The sequence below is a fragment of the Waterburya agarophytonicola KI4 genome (assembly GCF_020640915.1).
Lineage (GTDB): Bacteria > Cyanobacteriota > Cyanobacteriia > Cyanobacteriales > Xenococcaceae > Waterburya > Waterburya agarophytonicola.
The window spans coordinates 19,068-39,648 of record NZ_JADWDC010000029.1 but is presented as its reverse complement, the minus strand read 5'-3'; the positions used below and the strand labels follow the sequence as shown (position 1 = coordinate 39,648).

Here is a 20,581-nt window from a genome sequence, read left to right as displayed (position 1 = left end):
AAGTTAATTATTTAAACTCCATCAAAGGTAGGGTTAGCTTCAATAGGTCTACTCTCATGTTCGTCTAATCCCCCTCCAGGGGACAAGCATTTTTTATTAATTGAAACTACGCTACTATCAGCAATGGAATCGGGAATAGGCTCAAAATCTCTTATATGCTGTCGATTACAACCGCAGCAAACAGTAATCTTCCCAATATTCGATCGCAGTTACTTTTTATAGCAAGAGGAGAACGAACATGGCTTACGAGCTACCATCCCTTCCTTACGATTACAAGGCTTTAGAACCAGCAATTTCTCAAAGCACTTTAGAATTTCATCACGACAAGCACCATGCGGGTTATGTCAGTAAGTACAACCATGCCGTTCAAGGAACAGAATTAGATAGTAAATCCATTGAAGAGGTGATTAAGGCAATCGCCCAAGATGCTAGCAAAGCAGGACTATTTAATAATGCTGCCCAAGCTTGGAATCATACTTTTTATTGGCAATGTATGAAACCTGATGGCGGTGGTATTCCTACAGGAGAATTGGCACAAAAAATAAACTCTGACTTTGGTAGTTTCGATCTGTTTGTAGAAGCTTTTAAAAATGCAGGGGCAACCCAGTTTGGTAGCGGTTGGGCTTGGTTAGTGCTTGATGGCGATACCCTAAAAGTGACTAAAACCCTTAATGCCGATAATCCTCTAGCTAACGGACAAGTTCCCCTTTTAACAATGGATGTTTGGGAACACGCTTACTATCTCGATTATCAAAATAAACGTCCTGCTTATATCGATGACTTTCTAGGGTTATTGGTTAACTGGGATTTTGTAGCTAAAAATTTAGCTGCTGCGTAAGTAGAAATTAACCACATTTAAAAAAACATTAAACCATGAATGAATTTAAGGACTTCTCAACCCGCAACATTCCTCGCTGGCAATCAAACAAAATGAAACAAATAATCATCGACCGCTGGCAAGAAATTTGGACAGTTGTTGAGACGAGAAATAAAACCAAAAAATCTGACCACACTTATTAGGGCGTGTCAATTTTGTTTAAGCAATAATTATGATGAAGCCAAATTATCCTCAGATTATTCTTTCTTTTGCCTATCGTGGCTGCAAGGTAGAAATAGACCGCGACGAATTGGATGAAGGGTACTGTTCTTATGCAGCTTGGGTCAATCACGACCGAGGTTGTGCTGTGGCAGTCCCCAGTGCTATGACGACAAGAGATGCGATTCGTCAGGCAAAAAGCTGGATCGATCGCAGGTATTAATTTGCTTAATTATTAAGCGGGATAGGGACTAATATTTCTATACCATAGAAGATAGACAATGTAAGTCTTTACACAGTTTTGTTTAAAAAATGTAACTTAAATAAAAATATGTTTACAATAGAGCTAGCGTTTTAAACTACACGCACTTTGAACATAATTTGCACAATAATTGATTAAAAGATCATCTATGCCATTTACTGTAGACTCAGCACGCAATATATTTCCCAACACCTTATCTGCTGATGCTGTACCAGCTTTAACTGCCAGGTTTAATCAACTGAGTGCAGAAGATCAGCTAGCCTGGATTTGGTTTGCTTATTTAGAAATGGGTAAAACTGTTACCGTTGCTGCTCCTGGGGCTGCAAATATGCAATTTGCCGAGCCGACTCTCGATGAAATTAAACAGATGAATTTCCAAGAGCAATCTCAGGTAATGTGCGATCTGGCTAATCATGCAGATACGCCAATTTGCCGTACTTATGCTACTTGGACTCCCAATATCAAGCTGGGTTTTTGGTATCGGTTGGGAGAATGGATGGAACAAGGAATCGTCGCTCCTATTCCTGAAGGATATAAACTTTCCGCCAATGCCAATGCAGTATTGACTACGTTACAGGGATTAGATTCGGGTCAACAAATTACGGTATTGCGTAACACTGTATTGGATATGGGATTCGATACCGCCAAAATGAGTAACTTTACTAGAGTTAGCGAACCTGTTGCTCCTCCTACAGAAATGTCGAAGCGAACTAAAGTCGATATTGCAGGGGTGACTAATCCTGTTGTATTGAGCTACATGAACTTGTTGAATGCCAATGATTTTGATGAGTTAATCAAATTATTTGCTGAGGATGGTGCGTTGCAACCTCCTTTCAAAAGACCAATTGTTGGTAAAGATGCGGTACTAAAATTCTTCTTTGAAGAATGTCCCAATCTTAAACTAGCTCCAGAGCGCGGTATTACCGAACCAGCAGAAGATGATTACACCCAAATCAAAGTGACAGGAAAAGTGCAAACTCCTTGGTTTGGTGCGGGAGTAGGCATGAATATGTCCTGGCGATTCTTGCTCAATAGCGAAAACAAAATTTTCTTTGTGGCGATCGATCTGTTGGCATCTCCCAAAGAATTACTCAATCTAGCTCGTTAGCTGTAAAAATACGAAGTTTGTCAAACGATTGCAATAAAAATTTACATTAGCTATAATAATGATAGGAATTATTAGCAATAGTACATTTGAGGTCATCATGGAAAATCAAGAGAATAAGTTTGGTTTTAGTCGATTTGCTGAAGTATGGAACGGTCGTTTAGCAATGCTAGGTTTTGTAATTGCTGCCATCACTGAATATTTCACAGGTCAAGGCATTCTTAGTCAGATCGGTTTAATGTAAACTTCATCTAAAAAGGTTTTATTTAGTCAAGTTGACCAAATAACGAACGGACAAAGAAATTATAATAGCAGCCGATCTCGCAAAACAAAACCAGAGATCGGCTGTTTATTTTTGCTTATTTTGATGATAGGATTTTAATTTATAAAATAAACATATGTACTAAACAGAAATTAATTATTAATGCTAGAAATCATTAAAAACCAATTATCTGCAACGGAATAAAAAGTAGCTAAACAAGCTTTACAAAAAGCTTATGAGAGAGAAATTTCTGCTTTGATGAACGATATTCGCGATCGCGCTACTTCTTTAAACAAGATAGAAGACTTATGGTATTTGCACGATTTATTAAGCACTAAAAGGTACGAAATTGATGGTAAATATGTCTATAACTTTTCTAGTATTGCATTTGACTTTGCTGGCTTGATTAAAGAAAAATGGTTAACCATTGAGGATATTCAGGGTTAACCATTGGAAATGTTATCTAAAATATCTGCTTTAGCGCAAATGTAAATAATCGAGCGTAAAATAAAAATTTATATTTCAATTAATTAAAAACGGGCTAAAAATACTGTCTCTATTTAGTCTATTTTTTTTGTTATTTAAGCAGAAAATGATTTAGAGTAAAACAATTAAAAAATTCAAACTTTTTTTATATTTAAGTAATTCAATTAAAGGTATGATAATGATCACGAATTAAACAATCGGTTCTAATAAAAAACAGCTATTAGAAGTAATGGGGAAAGTTTGGTGAAAATCCAACACTGTCCCGCAACTGTAATGAGATAGAAGAACTAGTTAAGATTCATAATCTCTTAGTCAGAATGCCCGCCGATGACTTAAAACAAATCAACTAATATATCTGCGAGGTACAGATGTTTATTAACTTTTTAGGTTCAAAAATTAGTTTTTTTAATAGAATTCTGCTGCTTCAGCTATCAAAGATAAATAGCTAAATATCAAAGTTTGAAAGCAATTTTGATAGACATTTTCATGGGCGAGATCTTATTAATTAGATCGTTAAGTTCGCTTGCTTTTATGCTGCTCGTTATTAGGTTGGCAACATAACATTTCAGATCTATTTACTTCATTAATTTCTAATTACATGGTTATTACCAATACATTTAAGCAATCTACATTTGACTCGCGATCGCTAGCACCTTTGCCTTATCAAAGACCTTTACTAGCGATCGGTCACGGAACGAGAAACGATCGCGGAAGACAAACTTTTCTCGACTTTGTAGCAACTTATCAGAAACTAGATACATCTCGTCCTGTAATTCCTTGTTTCTTAGAATTAACCAAACCAACTATTCAAGAAGGAATAGAAGCTTGCATTCAACAGGGGTTTACAGAAGTTACGGCGTTACCGATTTTACTATTTGCTGCCCGACACAATAAATTTGATGTCACCAATGAACTAGACCGAGCTAGTGCGCCCTATCCCCAGTTGAATTTAAGTTATGGTCGTCACTTTGGCATTACACCCAAGATTATCGAGCTATGGCGCGATCGCCTATCAGAGCTAGATAAACCAGAACATAACCCCCGCAATATCTCCCGTGAAGATACCGTATTACTCTTTATCGGTCGGGGTTCGAGCGATCCAGATGCCAATGGAGACGTATACAAACTAGCTCGCCTTATGTGGGAAGGGAGTGGCTATAAGACAGTTGAAACCTGTTTTATAGGCATTACTCATCCTCGCTTGGAAGAAGGCTTTCGTCGGGCTTATCTCTATCAACCAAAACGCATTATTGTTTTACCCTACTTCTTATTTACGGGTACTTTAATGGAAAAAATCTCTAATATTACTGCCCAACAAAAAGAACAGTATCCCGATATTGATTTTGCTTGCTTACCTGAAATGGGTCTTGCTCCCCAATTGCTACAAATATTTAGGGAGCGAGAAATTGAGGCGCAGTTGGGTCAAGTGGCAATGAACTGTGAAATGTGCAAGTTCCGTCTCGCTGCTGTAGATGAACACGGACACGGACATCATCATCACGACAGTCATGGACATCACCATCATCATAACGATCGCGATCCCTATGCCAAATTAGAAGATTATCATCAGCGTATTTGGAAGACACCTTAGTAGTTTTAGCGATTGCCAGCTAAAACAACACATTAACATTATTTGAAAAATCCGAAAAACTATGAATAGTAACCTAGTCAAATTCAACATTATTGCTCTATTGTCTTTGACAATCGCCAGTTGTGCTAACAGTGGAACATCAGAAAGTAATAACGGTAATCCTGCTGTTGCCAATGCCCAAGAGCCAGCGACTTTAAACCTAGTGGCTAACGGAGAAGATTTTGTCCGCCAAGGTTTTGTGACTAAAGATGGTTGGACAATGAGTTTCAATCGCCTGGATGTAAATCTAGCTGAAGTCACCGCATATCAAATAGATGGTGCTTTTGAACCAACAGAAACAGACACTCTCGACGGTTTGGAGTATCAGGAAAGAGTTTCTTTAGTAGATACACCCCAAGTTATAGATTTAGCAGAAGGAGAAGCAGACGCAACACCTATCTTAGTTACAGATGCAGAAGTAACTCCTGGCTTTTATAATGCTATGGCTTGGCAAGTCGATACTGCGGGCGCAGACTCTCCCCTAGCAGGTAAAACGATAGTCATGCAGGGAACAGCTACCAAAGACGATCGGGTAATTAACTTTGATATTAGTCTCGATCGTCCCATCCAATATCTCTGCGGTGAATATGTGGGGGACGAACGCAAGGGAATGGTGGAGGCAGATTCACCAGGGGAAATAGAAACCACCTTTCACTTCGACCATGTATTTGGCGATGCGGAAACTAGTGCCGATGAAGCTATCAATGTCGATGCTTTGGGTTTTGAGCCTTTAGCGCAATTAGCATCTAATGACAGTTTAACTATTGATGATGCCACCCTGACTCAACAACTATCTGCCGAAGACCAAGAAAAACTTACCAAAGCAGTAATTGGGTTAGGTCACGTAGGAGAAGGTCATTGTGCGGTTATTGAATAATGATCTTGAATGGCAATATAGTTTTTAAATTAAGAATAATAATCGTTATCATGAACATTTTGTGTGTGAGGAAAAATGACAATCGTTAATCAAACCGCCTCGATTATTTTGGCAACCTTAGTTACAGGAATTTATGGCACTGCTGTAAAAGCTCAAGTCCAGCAGTATGAAGACAACAGTATCGGTCAGATAACCAATGTCAATCAATTACGGGATGTTTCCCCTACAGACTGGGCTTATGAAGCCTTACGTAGCTTAGTAGATCGTTATGGTTGCATTTCTGGTTTCCCCAATCAAACCTATCGTGGAAATCAACCTCTCAGCCGTTATGAGTTTGCTGCGGGTTTGAATTCCTGTTTAAATCAAATAGAGCGTCTGATTGCTTCTCAAGGTCAAGTAGGACAAGAAGATGTTGATACGATTAATCGCCTGAGTCAAGAATTTGAGGCAGAATTAGCTAGTATCGGTGGCAGAGTTGATGAACTGGAGAGTCGAACTGCGGTACTGGAAGATAGTCAATTTTCTACTACTACCAAACTAGCAGGAGAAGCAATCTTTGGTATTTCTGATATAGTCGCAGGTTCAAATGATGATGGAGTAGATGCAACTGACGACGATATCGACAGTGAAGCTGTATTTGGTTATCGTACCCGCTTAGAGTTGGAGACTAGCTTTACGGGAGAGGATTTACTCTTCACTCGCTTGTCTACAGGTAATTTTCCCGAATTTGCGGACGAAACAGGAACATTTCAGGGAGAATTAGCTTTTGCCGAACCTGCTGACAGCGATCTAGGTTTAGAAGTGCTAATTTATGATCGCCCTTTGGGAGAAAATACCAATATTTTAATCGGTGCAATCGGTATGGCTGCGGATGATATTGCTAATACAGTTAGCGTGTTAGATGGCGATGGTGGTAGTGGTGCGCTATCTGCTTTTGGTACTCGTAGTCCGATTTATTTACCACCAGGAGAAACGGGAATTGGTCTGATTCATAGCTTTAGCGACAAGCTAGAGTTTAGTGTGGGTTATCTAGCAGGAGAAGCCAGCGATCCGAGTGAGGAAGCAGGTTTGTTTGACGGATCTTATAGTGCGCTGGGACAGCTTACCATTACTCCATTTGAAAAATTAAATGTTGCTCTAACCTACGTACATGGTTTAGATCAAAGCGATACGGGAGTAGGTAGTGATTTGTCTAATATTCAGTCTTTAACTACGACAGAAGTAGAAGATGGCGATCCACCTTTACTGCCAGGACAGTTTGAAGGTGGAGTACCTACAGTTAGCGATTCCTATGGCGCACAGTTCTCTTTTGCCTTGAGCGATCGCATTGTGATTGGTGGTTGGGGTGGTTTGAGCAAGGTAACTACTCTATCTAGCTTTACTGATGAGGGGCAAACTATCCCTCGCGGGACACAGGATATTTGGAATTGGGCGGGAACATTAGCCTTCCCCGATCTGCTTAAAGAAGGGAGTATGGGTGGCATCATTGTTGGGATGCAGCCTTGGGTAGCTAAATCTACAATAGATGTAGAGGGCTTTGACGAAGACGAAGAACAGGCTTTGCATCTAGAAGCTTTTTATCAATATCAGTTAAATGACAATATCGCTATTACTCCTGGAGTTATTTATATTAATAATCCAGATAATAACAGCGATAATGACGATTTGTTGATCGGTACTATAAGAACCACTTTTGCTTTTTAGGAGTTTAGATAATTATTTATCATATTTTATAATAAAATATAACCCGCGAAGCCATATACAATGAGCATCACGGGTTATTTACTGATTAAATAAATTGCTGATTAATTTACATATATATCTGGCTTTTCTTCCTGGATTACTACTGTGATTAAATCTTGGGATAATTGCCAATAACAAAGAGTGCAAAATTCATAGTAGTAATCGTCTTGCCCCATACAATATCCTACGGTGCTTAGACATCCTGGGCATTCAAAATATAAAGCTTCTTCATGGCAGTTACCACACTCACATTTGATATTGTCAGGATATGTATAGTCCTGCATATCATGGTTGTAGTAAGCTTCTATAAGAGCTTCTTTAGTAGGGGCATCATAGTATTTAGTCCCATTCCTCATCATATGCCATTTACCATCTATAGGCTTCATTTCTAAACCCTGATCCTGAATATCAAGTGCTGCTAAATCGTATCTAATCACAGTGTTGTACCTCTTGTTATGTAGTGAGATAGAGGCTTCAACAGGTATACAAAAGTGCTAGTTTGTGTAGGAAATATCCCGTTAGGTAAGAAACTAAAACTCAAGGAATATATTTACTTATGGAAATAAAGAGAGATACGCCTAAACTTCTAACACTATTTTCATAAAACTCAAAGCCCTTAGCATCCATTTCATTCTTCATAGTCTCGATACAGAAGACTAAAAGCTTTGCTCGTTCCTGAGTTAGCTTAGACAAATCCTGCTTCTGTCTATCAGTAAGGAGTTCAGGCAATCCTAAGTCATTGCTTAGATAATCTTCTACGGCATTATTGGCTACTTGTTGAGTAGTAGTAGTGCCATTATTAACATAGCCATTTGATTTAGGTATGCTAGACATTACCTCTTTTACTGGCTTTAGTCCTGCACTATCAATATTGTGAGGTGGCTCTCTATCAAGAACACTATATTTACCCTTGTCAGATTCAATAAGCTCAACAATATCGCCTTTATGTTTTGAGCGATATAGTTTATTACCAAGCTCATTACTCCAACAAGCTACCTGGGAATTATCAGACAATAACTCCGCATTGAGGACGAGCTTTAATCCATATTTAGTCTTAGCTTGAACGACGTTGATAACTTTTGCTTGATGGGTTTTCATAATGATATTTAGTTGATTAATTATTCAAGTAATTGGACAAATAAAAAGAGGGTAATTAAAATGGGTGTTGGTCTTCAGGAATACACTCCCAAACTGACTGAATGCTCCAGTGCTTTCTCAAGTAACCTTGAGCTTCTAATAAATCAGCAATAATGTCATAAGACGCACCGCCACAAGGTAAATGAACAATCTCTCTTGGAACTGTGAGATAAACTATGTCATCGTCTACTGGTATCTCTACATGGCGGTTATCTTGGATAAAAGAGTCAGTTTCTACTGTTATTAGTGAGACACCAATCGATACTGTTGAAGGTCGTGGGTCATAGTTTTCATCGTAGCTACCTTGAGGTGGTCTTGATTTTGATATGGTCATTAGTTTTAGTTGCTGAAAATGTATAGACAATAAAAACCCGCCACCTAAATTAATAGATGGCGGTCTAATTTCTTTTACCTAGTTTTGTGTCATGCGGTATGACGAATACTTTGAAAGCAGGATATTTTACTCTTCAAAAGTTGCAATAATATTTTGCTCCTGACATTGTTTTTGGATTAAAAGAATCTTAGAACTATTATTCTCTACCCCAAATAAATGAATACGCTTCTGATGATTAGGATAATGATAACCATAAGTTATAACTTGTCCTAAAGCAGCATTCCATTTCTTTATATGCTTGACTTCTATAATTTGATTGCTAGTTAATATATCTATTCTGCCAGATGGAACTCTAACCTCCGTCTGACCATTTAAAGATTTGGCTAATTTATCTCGATAATAACTCTCATTACGTTTTTTCTTCGGCTTATTAGCTCTAGGATTATCATCAGAATTAATATCTGGCTGCTGATGTTTTTGTTCAGACGTAGGATTAGAGAACAAGTCTTGAAATATCGTTTTAAGTTGCTTACTGTCAGGTGCAAGTCTTTTGCCAGCTTGTTTGATAATATTATTTCTGCGTCTGAACATCATTTGTTTATTTACTATTTATGACGGCTGAAATAAGCAGGAATCCCGCACCAGCAGCAATAGCTATTTCTTCCAACCACTTGCTACCACTATATCTGTACCACCGAGCAAAACTTTCTAAGATATTTAGAACTGATTCTAGTCCCCAACCGAGAGCTTGAAGAGTAAGATACACTAAGGCTGCCACACCTAAAGCTTGGATAAAAGTATTTTTAAACAGGTTCATAAGATTACAAATGTGAATAAACTCGATGTATTCTTATAATTCCCGAAAAGCTACTTTTTGAAGCTACAGCAAGCACAAAAACAACATAACTATTTAGTTTAAATAGTTATCTCTATAGTTATTACAAACTTAAACTCTATATTTCAAATATTCCTTAATTGCTAATCTAACTAATTCACTAACTCTCATATTATTTTTATCTGCTAAGATTCCTAATCTTTCCCAGTCATTAGGTACTAATCTTATATTTCTACTTATCATTATTTTCTTCATGTAAAAAGTAATCACTGTGGCTACTTTTCTATTATTAGAAAATAGTAGTAATAAGTAATAGGCAACTCTCCACTTTTACTGTCGGGGGAATAGCGAGAATTTAACAGCAAATAAAACACACACGCCCAACTTTAAAATCGCTATAGACGTGGGTTTAATTAATAAATGAGTGTTCTATGGGAAAATAGATTAAGGGGCTTGTATGGTTAAATATATGGGGATATATAGCCATTAGGCAAACTATTAATAGACAGCTTTATTACTTTGATAAAACACCAGCAGCAAATTAGTAATTGTGGAGCGCGTTGCGCGTTACCCGTCGGGCGTAAAAAGATGACGCACCCCCATTGTTTTAATACTGTTCCATAGTCCACTTTCGCGTCCTATTCTATTACTCGCCTACGGCGTTATATTTAATACTTGTATTGCTATTAATTACAATCAATACTGTTGTTAGTATTTAAACAATGAGGTTGTTCAGATATTCGCCTGTCGCCTCATACCTTACAGTTTTTATAGTTCCTCATATTCCTATACTTAAGAAGTGTTATATATATTACTAGTATTTTGTATTTTTTTCTAGAATGACCCTATATATACCTTTTCAGGGATTTAGACTAGTCAAAAAATTGATAAGTTAACTAGTCAGAAAATTGACTAGTTTTAAATGACATTTGAAGTATTAAAAGCTACAATTAGATAGATAACAAAAAAGAGAGCTAGCCGACCAAAACTACTCTCTTTTTATTCAACAAAATATTTTCAAATTATATGTCAATTATAACATTTCAAAACCAAGATTGTAAGGTATATAAGCAAGTGCCTATGACAAAAGATATGCTAGTTAAAGACTTATTTACTAATATAACTAAATCAACATTAAGGGGACAATCCTACAGCAATATTTTAGATACTCTCAAGCGTGGCTTACGCTATAACGATTGTAAAACTAAATACAGTCTGAATACAGTTGTTGTAAAAGATGCGTGTCCTAATAATAGTTATGGAAGTTATAACCGTTCTATGTCTCATCTTAAAAAGTTAGGCATGATTCTTGCCCATGAAGGGCATATTTACCTTAATCCTCTAGTAGAAACTAGAACTACTTCCAAGTTTTATGAACTAGTAATAGAGTATTATAATCTTCTTTGGTTTGAAAAGTTTAGGTCTACTGTTCATATTACCTACAAAGGTTTTGATTATTCTTTACCTACTGTTGAAAGACTAAAACAAATCATTGTGGAAGAGCATAAGGTCTTGCTACAGAATGATGAAAATCAACAGTGCCTTTCTACTCAAAACCTTTACGATATTGCTTTTACTTTTAAAAAGTCTGAATTAGAGAACCAGTTTCCTTTTATTGATACTAAAGATTTAGTAGCTCTTAAATCTAAGATTACTAAAATCTACACTAATCTTGGTTATACCACTATGAAAGAAATTGCTGCTACTCATGCTGATATGTTATTTGAACAACTACCTATACAACGCTTAGATAATAATGAAGTAGCATTCGGTCGTCTTCCTTCTAAATGGAAATGTATTCACTTTACTGAAACACAAGAATATATTAATGCCCTTGATGAATTAGAAGAACAACAACAATCTATTGATTTTACTCAAGAAGAACTTTTTACTGTAATTCAACCTCAACTACAATCACAATTTAAAAAAGAAGATGCTGCTAATGAAGCTTTTACTTCTACTATATCTATTAATTCAATCAATAACTCTAATAGGGTTCAACAGCTTTCTTGTTTATTACCCCAGTATATTTCTGCACTTACACCAGAAGAGATTTTAGAAGAACAACTAGATTGGTGGGCTGACCTCTCTTATGAAGATAAAGTTATCTACTTCCAAGATAATCCAAAGCTCGCTAATAAACTGCATAAAGAGTTAACAGGATTTATATTATTCGCTGAACAACTGGCTGATTATTCTGCTTCTTTTTCTAAAGTTTAATGCTTAAACAAAACATTCTTCTCATTATATATTTAATCCTATTTATTGCGCCTATTTTCTAATACTATTAAAGAAGATGATGAATTAACATTGAGAATATTGATTTACATTGACATAGCTTTCACTCCGTCGAAAGATGGAGTTTTAATTTGTTATCCATTAAGGCAAATACTTTGAAATAAATCTAGTCCTACTACTATTAGTAGGTCTTTTTTTGTCTATAGATTTATGGCATATAAAGACACTCTTAACCACAGCAATATCAAGAGAGCTTATACGAGCTAAAGTCTCAATATATATATGATTTTTACTAATATTATGTGCCTAACTTTTTGAACTACCTGTGTTTTTATTGTAATCAATTAGTATATATACTCCAGATATATTCATACTTTAAGACAAACGATATAGGGGCATATATAGCCTCAGAAATACTTTTAGGTGTAATAGGTAGTTCTTCCTTTATAAGCTCGTATAAGCCCATATAAATTAGCCCACTACCCTTAATGTTTTTCCTGAACTTACTTTGTATTTCTATTAACACTTGTTCTTTATTACTCATAGGCTCTCATCAGGTTTCTAACTATATTATTTAGCTGACGAGAGAATGACCTATTATGTTTTTTAGCTTCTCTTTCTATAAACTCTATTACATAATTCTGAAGAGTTACGTGCTTTGGAGAAGTTTGAATTTTATTCTTAGTATCCATGATTAGTGCAATTAAGTATATAAATACTATTGTATCTAGAATAATAGTATTTATATTACTCAATAATTACCGAAGTTAATGGATTAATTAAAAATACTTTTTCTTAAACTTTACTACGTTTAAAGGAAGAATACAGGCAAAGTTATCGACAAAGAATTGTTTATCTTCAGCACACCATTTACTAAACTTAGGAAGAATATATTTTCTATACTCTTCTATATTTAATCTTCTATTAGGTAGATTAATACCAATGATCCTATTGAATTGTTGTTCTATACTTTCTTGTTCTTCTAATTCTTCAATACACTCATCAAGATAGTTAACTAATGATTCTGCGCTTTTACGTGCTGCCTTTAATTGAGATAAAGTTTGAGGTTTAAATGTTTTATCCCAAAACTGTTCTGCTAACTCTTTAATTTCTTCTTGTGTATTTTGTATATCCTCTTGATCGCAATTAATAACCCCTACTACATCTTCTTCTTGCTCTCCTTCTGACGTAGGAAGAGGAGCTTGAGTACTAGGGGCGGGACTTTCTACTAATTGCCAAATTACTTTACCACTAGGTCTTTAACTTCTTCTGGTACTTCAAGATCCATTAGTTGCCAATAATCATCTAGGTTAGGCTTTACTGACTGAGGATCTATCCAGTTATCTTTGATAGTCTCAATAGTCTGCACTATAAAGTCATGCCACTTATTATTAGGATCAAGGTACTCTATAACTTTGTCAGTGCGCTTAACAAACCAAGCTAAGTTATTCGGACTATTGAATAAAGTCAGCCAAGGACAGTCTTCGATACCATTAGTGATCCTAATCGTCTTGATGCCCAACTGCTTAATCTCATCATCATATTTACTCTTGCTGCCAAGAGCAGTCATAATATCATTCTCAATAATTGATAACCCAATATTCTGTTTAACCTCTATATCATTAGCTTCTAAGACACTTGCCAAGTCAATATCGTATTTGTCACAGTAAGCATTTACTACGCCTCTATGCTCTTTAAACAGTCGGCTAAATATTTGATCGGCTGATACGTTAAGACGCTCGTATACTAAGGTACTGATGCTATCACAATGCTGTTTATATCCAGCCTCAATCAATTCTAAAATGTTATTTGAAATTTCCATTATTCCTAAAATATGTTTTTAATTACAACTGCTATGTACAAAAAACTAGACCCCCAGCGAGTTGTTTAACTAGAGGTCTATGAAATAAATTACTTTCTAATTATTCTGGAAGCTCTACCTGATATTTATTAGGTTTCTGGCTTTCTTGATGATGCGAACTTGAAGGAAGAGATCTTAAATCTTCATTACTAGAATTTAAGAATTTACTGCTGGTAAATCTAGATGTACGTTGGAACTCTACTTTTATTTCTTCAAAGTCAGCATCAATCACGTCATCTTCTACTTCAGTTAATAGACGAACATTCTCATCCTCTTCAGCTTCCAACTGAGCCACAGCATTATTAACCATTGCTGCATATCTGTTATTTGCTCTGACTACTGCATCATATTGTTCGTCTAATAGTTGCTCCTCAAGATCTTTAGATGCTTCATAGAGCAATCTATCCTCAATAGCTTCCCCACTACTGACAGCAATTTGTTTATTTGAAGCTCTGAAACTATTCCTGAACTTATCATTAGCGTTACTAACTCTAGATTGCTTCTTAGCAATTCTCTCATCAAGATTGATTCTAGGCTTTCCATGAGAATTGACATTACTATTTGATTTATTAGGATTATTAGGGTTAGGCATAACAATTTTTATTACTCCTTTGATTGATTTTTAATAAATAAATTTGATAGAGATAGAGCCTATACAATTAAATACTTAGATTAAACTCCTACTTGTTCTTTCAGTGCCTCAGCTATTTCTAGAGGAGACATACCAGCACTACGCATTGCCGAAGCCACCATGTTTAATTTGTCCTGTTGTGAGTCAAGAGGGATTTCAATTGGTTCGACTACTGATGGAAATCTGCGGGGATTACTCCAGACACGCTCTTGATTATTATTCTTACGGCTATGACGAACAGCTTGATAACTGACAGTGCCATAACGAGCAACAGCAGTTTGAGGGAGAATAGTACGTCTTTTTATTTGTGCAACTTCTGGGGGTGCATCCTCTTCTACTTCAATTAGCTCTACATCTAAAAAAGTCAAACGGTCTTTTTCTTCTCTATTACCTTTGTTATAAATAACTAATCCATCAGTTACAACACGAAGAAAGACAAAAGGATATTTATTACCCCTCTCATTAAGAGGACGGTTAGCTTGAATGCTTTCAATTTGTTCTATAAGCAAGTCAGCTTCTTCATCATCAGCAATACAGATAGTTCCTACATTGCCTTCTACACTTTGACCGCTTATGCTTACCAGTTGATTATAGTGACTGACTACAAGATCTTGAGAATAAACAATTTCACCAATAAAGGTTTTATTACCTTGTTTGGTCAAGCCTACATGAATCTCATCACTACCTTTGCGGAAAGCTAAACGGATGATTGCTGTTTGGATATTAGACATAATTTAATTCTCCTGTTTGATTGGGATTTAGAATTGATTGAATTAGTAGTTACCTTGAAATGATTGTGTTTCTTTAACGTCTGACTCCATTAGGTTCTGGAAAAAGACAATAAAAAAGACCCGCTACTTTGAGTAACGGATCTTTCTCTGGTAATTAAATTGACGGATAAACTTAATTAAGAATTCATTCTCTTGGTAGCCAGATAAATATTTAATAGCTCACATAGTTTTCTATCTCCACCACAGGTATTACTTAGCTTTTGAAAGCCTTCACACACAGCTTTATCATCAGCATTAAGTCTGCTCAATGTAGCACTGAGTTTCTGTGAGTTATTTATTTTCCATGCAGCTAAAGATTTTGTTTCTTGCTCTCTGCGTAGCTCTAAACCAAACTTTTCTACGGCTGCTTTTTGTCTTACTTTTGCTTCTTCTAAATTTGTAGAAGCATTTTTTGATTGATACATATTATTAATAAGAGTTACTGTATATACATTTACTACTACAGTACGCTTATATCTATATATCTTTATAGGCAAGTTTGTTTTCTACTAAAAACAGTAGGCTGGTCTTTTCTATCTCACTGATAGTTTTATCACTGACTATATAGTCACTAACATTGGCTAATCCGACGGTAGCGATTAACTTTTCTAAGTTTGCTTTTAACAATTGGAATCTATTTTTATCGAGTGTCATCATTTATTTTCTTTCTACTTTTTAATTAATCATCATCCCAGTCAGCAGGTACTATACCTTCTGATACAGGGTCTATAGGTTCTCCTCTCAAGTCTGGTTCGGCTATGGGATATTTCTGCAACATTTCACTAATAAACTCATCAGCTTTTTCTTCTGGTACTAAACCAGCCTGTTGAACAAAGCTGACAAACTTATCTCTCGATACATTGCTGTTAATCATATTCAGCAATAGCTGACCTACACCTGGTCTAAAGATACTCATCTTAATTTCCTAATTTCCTCTACATACAACGGACAATATTATAAGTAGACAAATCTTCTCGATATTTCTCTCTACACAGATAAAAGAAAAAATATATTCCCCACACAGGGAATTTAAAGTTAATCATAGGGATTCAGGCTTTTCTTCTACTAAATCTCAATTAGGTTTAGTTAGTTAGTTGGATACTTCTTAGTTACGAAAACCAGTGTCGTCATCCTTAACCAACTTAGGATATATTTGTTTATCTGCTCTATTACGAAAATAGCTAGCAGCATAAACTATCCCTAACCTAAAATAGATTGTTCGATAAGCCTTAGATTTATGTGTAAAACTTTTTATATCAAAAGATTTCTCTAGTTACCTTGTTTATACTCTTGGATACAGAGTCACGTTATTAACGTTGGCATTGGGAACGCAAAGCACTAATAACAGAAATCTGTTTACCGAAACGGCTTTGAATGCCATCTACAACACTGAAGATATTATCTTCATTATCAGTTATCTGTTTACGAGCAATCAGACGTGTTGCTTGAGCAATTACCGCACTGCTATTACCTTCACTATCACGTTTGCCATTTTGAACTTCACGACCAATGACAGCATTAGCAGCACCTTTAACTACGAGAGGATTAAACTCAGATTTGACTTGAGTTGCTAGGGCTTTCCTACGACGGGGATTACCACTTGTTATAGAAACGCCATTAGTCATAGTTACAAATAGGTGGGGCAAAGCTGCTCCAGGAAAGAACACAGCACCAATAGCTAAATCAATTAAGTCAATAGTGTTATCTCTTTCAGTTTCACTGCAAATTTCACTCATGACTTTGTTTTCCAACACAGCTTTGACTTCCTCATCGAGTCGGTCAATTTTAGCCTCATTCTTGACGCTCCAACCGCCTAAGCCAGTTTCTTCATAGATAAACCAACTCTCTAGCAAGGCTTTGAATTCAGCAGTTGTTACTGATTCAATGCCATTGTTATAGGCTTTATTACCTATCTCTTGAGTTAATGCAGAAGCATTGTTATACAGTTTGCCTACAGCATATTTATAGTGATTGTGGACGTTACTAGCCAAAGCAATAAATTCATCAACAGAGATTTCATTACCAAGCTCAGTCCAGCTTTCCATCAACTGTTTGACAGTTTTAGCTGCACCAACTACACCAGCATCTACAGCCAAAGCATCTTCTACAGGAGAGACACCTTCACCTTTGTTAAATAAATCCCAGTGGTGAGACATAGCACTGAATTTATCATTGAAGGCTACAGCGTCTTTAGGGCTGTTAAAGCCAAATTGGGCAGCATCAGTTAGATAACCTAAGTCACCATCAAAGTCACCAAGATTAGATTTAATCCAAACAACAGGATTAATAGCAATGACGCTGCTATCTAAACTGTCATCGATTTTGACCACAACAGCAGTGAACATAGGAAGAGGACAGCGAGATAGGAACGCTATTCTATTGGCAGCTAAACTACCATTAGCTCTGACAACAGCATTACCAGATTTAACTAATTTGTTTAGCTCTTTATCTTTGAGCATGGGATTATCAGAGCTAACCTTAACAATAGGAAGTCCAGTTTTATCATCAGTCCCAATAGTTAAATCCCCAACTACTTTCTGATGAAATGCCACACCAGCTTTGGTGAATTGATTTGCTTTCTTAGCAGTCTTGAGATTGTTGACCCAAGTTGAGAATACGTTGCTTCTGAGAAATAGAGATTTTCTTTCTAAGTCAGAGAGATTGTCACTACTGATGATATTAATGAAGTTAAAGACATCTTCTAGAACATTAGAAGAGACAACATCGGCATCTTCATCTTCAACATAGGAAATTACAGGGGCAATGTCAGCAGCAGGATTACCCGCTACATCCCAACTACCATATTTAAGAAATACACCAAAGGGAAGGTTAGCAGCCCAAGTGTGAATGCTGCCATCTCGTTTAGCAAAGTCCCATTCAACACGGATACCATGCAAAGCTTTCTTAGCCATTGCGCCCATCCAAGCTTTACTACGAAACTCAGCTTTAATATCCATAAAGGATCTTAGGGCTTCAACATCGTGAGGCAATTTGAATACAGGGATTTCCTTGTCACCAATCAGCAAATCAGCATTGTCTAATTGTTTGCCAGCCAGGTTAGCTAAAGCTACACCTACTTTCTCACTAGCAAAGGATAGGATTTGTTGCTCGTTAAGACCGAGATAGCTAACACCGTGATTCTCGTCAGCAGTGGATACTTCTACTTCCATCATGGAATAGCCAAAGAAGCCCTTGACTGTTTCTACAGCATAAAGTTTGCCTTCTTCTTCAATGAACTCTACACCTTCTAGGTGATTTAGTTCGTCTCTGACAATGCCAGCAACTTCACGTTTGATTACATAAGTGCTAGCTTTAGCATCTAACCAAGCGATTAGATCTTCCTGAGTCCAGACTTTACCGTCTACAGTTAGAACTCCTTTGTCCCATACAACATTGCTATCAATGAACTCATCATCATTAGCAAAGATGTCAATGACAGCAGAACTACCTTTGATAGTTTCACGGTTGAGAATTGCTACCCAATCTTGAGCTACACCATCTTTAACAACAAGAGTGTTAGTTTGATAAGCAGTGGCTTTCTTAGTTAAGCCTCTTACTTTGGGGGATTTCTTTACAGAAACAACTTCTGCTTTAGTTTTGACTATTAGAGAACGAATTTGATTGTTAAAGTCAGCACCACCAAAGCGAACCTCAATATAGTTGTGGTTGTTAATAGCTACAGGAAAGTGAAAGCGATTAGCTAATACAGGGATTCCATTGAACTTAACAACTTGATGGGCTTTGAGTTCTTGATTGGCTTTACACCATTCAACAATAAACTGCTCAATTTCTTGCTTGAGATTACCTAATTGTTCTTCAGGACTGTTACCAAGAGAAGCAAGATATTCTGCTTCAAAGGAATACAGGTCAATTCTGATAGGGTTGAGGTTCTTAACCTGCTCAAACTTGAATTCTACATTCTTAGCAGCGTTGGTTTCCATGATGCCATTGTTAAGACCAAAAGCACCAAAGCTGACAAATACAGGGACTTGAACGCCAGCAGCACGAACTGTCTTACCTCCACTAAGAGCAAACTGGAGGTTACTTAAATAAGTTGCCGATTCTTCACCAGCAATGATGATAGAGGCATTATCGGCTTTAAGGAAGCCATGACTAGCAAATCTGTTGAGGATTTTAGCACCGTTATCAGAAGGGACTGGATTGAGAGTTACTAACTTACCGTCAACTAAATCCACACCAGCAGCACGACAGCCATCACCATATACCAGATATTTCTTGTTGTTTTTATCAGAAAATACGGGTTCGCCTAAAGCTAGAAAGAAAGCAGCAGCTACAGCTATTTCATTGCCGTTGAAGTCAGCTTTACAGAATTCGAGAGTTTGCTGCTCATTCTTCGCAGAAGAGTGCTTGTTACCAAGGAACTTAGGACATACGCCAATAGCACTAACTTTATGAGTCTCAATAATGCCTTGTTGGTCTAACTCTTGTCCTTCAATCTTACTATTACGACGACCATAATATTCTTTCGCTTGGATAGGACGGTCAACTAATACTTTACCGATAAGAGATTGAACTAAGTCCTCTACATCTCCAGCAGCAATACAATTACCTACGGTGTTTTGCAGCAAATATAGACCAGCAGCAGCAGGATAAATACCAGATACTACTTCGCTATCATTAACCTTTTCATCTGCTTTGAAGGTTAGGATTACATACTCGCGAGTGTGATAAACATTAGGAATCTTGTTACCTTCTCTTAATACAGCTACAGTGCCATGACTATAGTTGATAGTTATTTTGGTTTGGAAACCATTTCTAGTCTGATGAACTTTAACAACTTCACCAGTTAGTTTATTAGCTCTGTTGGCTTTGTCATAACTAACATCAAAGCGTGATTTCATCAATTCAGCGATTGCTCTATCTTGACTGATAGCTTCCTCAATGAAGTTAGTTACCTCAAGTTTATTCAAGAATTCTAAATCCACAGCATTGTTATTTCTAATATATTTAGAATGCAATGCTTCTAAAGTTGATTCTGTTACTTTGATAGTATTGAAATTAGTCATTTGTTTGTCTCCTTATTTGTTAAATGAAATGACAAAAAAAGGGTCAGTCTAATGACCAACCCTGCAAAAAATAAATATTTAGTTGTAGTTAATGAAAAAAAGTTCTGCCTCCCTTCAATTCGTAGGTAGGGGGAGGGAGGGTCTTAGTCATTATTTCTCTCTCTTGGAACGAGCCTAATAAACCCTCCAGATAAAGCTGTAAAACAAGTAAATACAATAAGTAATAATTAATATTTGAAAATCATTTCCCAACCCCATATACAGGAAAAGTTTAAAAAGTGAAATCCAAAAATACCTACAAAATATTTTTACTGCTCTGTTGGCGATTTTGCCACTTAGAATCTACT

At 36.5% G+C, this 20,581-nt stretch carries 21 protein-coding genes, 1 pseudogene and 1 riboswitch; of the genes and pseudogenes, 10 read left to right on the top strand and 12 right to left on the bottom strand.

Annotated features, from left to right (window positions below):
* The first annotated feature begins 238 nt into the window (after positions 1-238).
* The 9 genes and pseudogenes from I4641_RS12645 (at position 239) to I4641_RS12605 (ending at position 7,362) form a co-directional block, all read left to right on the top strand.
* Positions 239-838, top strand: coding sequence for a superoxide dismutase (locus tag I4641_RS12645; RefSeq protein WP_229640891.1), 600 nt, complete (start codon positions 239-241; stop codon positions 836-838).
* A gap of 35 nt (positions 839-873) precedes the next feature.
* Complete coding sequence (locus tag I4641_RS12640; protein ID WP_229640890.1) at positions 874-1,020, top strand: hypothetical protein; 147 nt, start codon at positions 874-876, stop codon at positions 1,018-1,020.
* Between the two features lie 29 nt (positions 1,021-1,049).
* Positions 1,050-1,259 carry a hypothetical protein gene (locus I4641_RS12635; protein ID WP_229640889.1) on the top strand — a complete coding sequence of 70 codons (210 nt, stop codon included), beginning with the start codon at positions 1,050-1,052 and terminating at the stop codon, positions 1,257-1,259.
* A 187-nt stretch (positions 1,260-1,446) separates the two neighbouring features.
* Entirely contained in the window at positions 1,447-2,406 is a 960-nt protein-coding gene (locus tag I4641_RS12630; protein ID WP_229640888.1) for an orange carotenoid-binding protein, read from the top strand.
* A 97-nt stretch (positions 2,407-2,503) separates the two neighbouring features.
* Complete coding sequence (locus tag I4641_RS12625; protein WP_229640910.1) at positions 2,504-2,647, top strand: CAB/ELIP/HLIP family chlorophyll-binding protein; 144 nt, start codon at positions 2,504-2,506, stop codon at positions 2,645-2,647.
* A 234-nt stretch (positions 2,648-2,881) separates the two neighbouring features.
* Positions 2,882-3,112: pseudogene (frp, locus tag I4641_RS12620) on the top strand (fluorescence recovery protein); the annotation flags it as partial.
* 220 nt (positions 3,113-3,332) lie between these two features.
* A riboswitch (cobalamin riboswitch) is annotated at positions 3,333-3,494 on the top strand.
* Positions 3,495-3,749: 255 nt separating this feature from the next.
* A complete protein-coding gene (locus I4641_RS12615) occupies positions 3,750-4,742 on the top strand; it encodes a sirohydrochlorin chelatase (protein WP_229640887.1) in 993 nt (330 codons plus the stop codon).
* Positions 4,743-4,803: 61 nt separating this feature from the next.
* Entirely contained in the window at positions 4,804-5,658 is an 855-nt protein-coding gene (locus I4641_RS12610) for a DUF4382 domain-containing protein (RefSeq protein WP_229640886.1), read from the top strand.
* A gap of 75 nt (positions 5,659-5,733) precedes the next feature.
* Positions 5,734-7,362, top strand: coding sequence for an iron uptake porin (locus I4641_RS12605; protein WP_229640885.1), 1,629 nt, complete (start codon positions 5,734-5,736; stop codon positions 7,360-7,362).
* Positions 7,363-7,463: 101 nt separating this feature from the next.
* Here I4641_RS12605 and I4641_RS12600 read toward each other — a convergent pair whose 3' ends face one another.
* The 5 genes from I4641_RS12600 to I4641_RS12580 form a co-directional block, all read right to left on the bottom strand.
* Positions 7,464-7,838, bottom strand: a complete 375-nt coding sequence (locus I4641_RS12600; RefSeq protein ID WP_229640884.1) for a hypothetical protein — start codon at positions 7,836-7,838, stop codon at positions 7,464-7,466.
* A gap of 100 nt (positions 7,839-7,938) precedes the next feature.
* Complete coding sequence (locus I4641_RS12595; RefSeq protein ID WP_229640883.1) at positions 7,939-8,499, bottom strand: hypothetical protein; 561 nt, start codon at positions 8,497-8,499, stop codon at positions 7,939-7,941.
* Positions 8,500-8,554: 55 nt separating this feature from the next.
* Positions 8,555-8,902, bottom strand: coding sequence for a hypothetical protein (locus I4641_RS12590; protein WP_229640882.1), 348 nt, complete (start codon positions 8,900-8,902; stop codon positions 8,555-8,557).
* Positions 8,903-8,998: 96 nt separating this feature from the next.
* On the bottom strand, positions 8,999-9,466 hold the full coding sequence (locus tag I4641_RS12585; RefSeq protein ID WP_229640881.1) for a hypothetical protein: 468 nt from the start codon (positions 9,464-9,466) through the stop codon (positions 8,999-9,001).
* A gap of 4 nt (positions 9,467-9,470) precedes the next feature.
* The gene (locus I4641_RS12580; RefSeq protein ID WP_229640880.1) at positions 9,471-9,689 is read right to left on the bottom strand and encodes a hypothetical protein; all 219 of its coding nucleotides are present in this window, start codon (positions 9,687-9,689) and stop codon (positions 9,471-9,473) included.
* Positions 9,690-10,733: 1,044 nt separating this feature from the next.
* Between I4641_RS12580 and I4641_RS12575 the strand changes: the two genes are divergently transcribed.
* Entirely contained in the window at positions 10,734-11,927 is a 1,194-nt protein-coding gene (locus I4641_RS12575) for a hypothetical protein (protein WP_229640879.1), read from the top strand.
* A gap of 1,258 nt (positions 11,928-13,185) precedes the next feature.
* On the opposite strand, the gene I4641_RS12570 is transcribed toward I4641_RS12575, so the two are convergent.
* From I4641_RS12570 to I4641_RS12540, 7 genes are all read right to left on the bottom strand, one after another.
* Positions 13,186-13,767, bottom strand: a complete 582-nt coding sequence (locus tag I4641_RS12570) for a hypothetical protein (RefSeq protein WP_229640878.1) — start codon at positions 13,765-13,767, stop codon at positions 13,186-13,188.
* A 100-nt stretch (positions 13,768-13,867) separates the two neighbouring features.
* Positions 13,868-14,398 carry a hypothetical protein gene (locus I4641_RS12565; protein WP_229640877.1) on the bottom strand — a complete coding sequence of 177 codons (531 nt, stop codon included), beginning with the start codon at positions 14,396-14,398 and terminating at the stop codon, positions 13,868-13,870.
* Between the two features lie 80 nt (positions 14,399-14,478).
* Entirely contained in the window at positions 14,479-15,168 is a 690-nt protein-coding gene (locus I4641_RS12560) for a hypothetical protein (RefSeq protein WP_229640876.1), read from the bottom strand.
* A 176-nt stretch (positions 15,169-15,344) separates the two neighbouring features.
* Positions 15,345-15,632 (bottom strand): hypothetical protein, encoded by a 288-nt coding sequence (locus I4641_RS12555; RefSeq protein WP_229640875.1) that lies wholly within the window; start codon positions 15,630-15,632, stop codon positions 15,345-15,347.
* Positions 15,633-15,684: 52 nt separating this feature from the next.
* Positions 15,685-15,864, bottom strand: coding sequence for a hypothetical protein (locus I4641_RS12550; protein ID WP_229640874.1), 180 nt, complete (start codon positions 15,862-15,864; stop codon positions 15,685-15,687).
* 22 nt (positions 15,865-15,886) lie between these two features.
* Positions 15,887-16,123 (bottom strand): hypothetical protein, encoded by a 237-nt coding sequence (locus I4641_RS12545; RefSeq protein WP_229640873.1) that lies wholly within the window; start codon positions 16,121-16,123, stop codon positions 15,887-15,889.
* Positions 16,124-16,517: 394 nt separating this feature from the next.
* Entirely contained in the window at positions 16,518-20,234 is a 3,717-nt protein-coding gene (locus I4641_RS12540; protein WP_229640872.1) for a hypothetical protein, read from the bottom strand.
* Between the last annotated feature and the right edge of the window lie 347 nt (positions 20,235-20,581).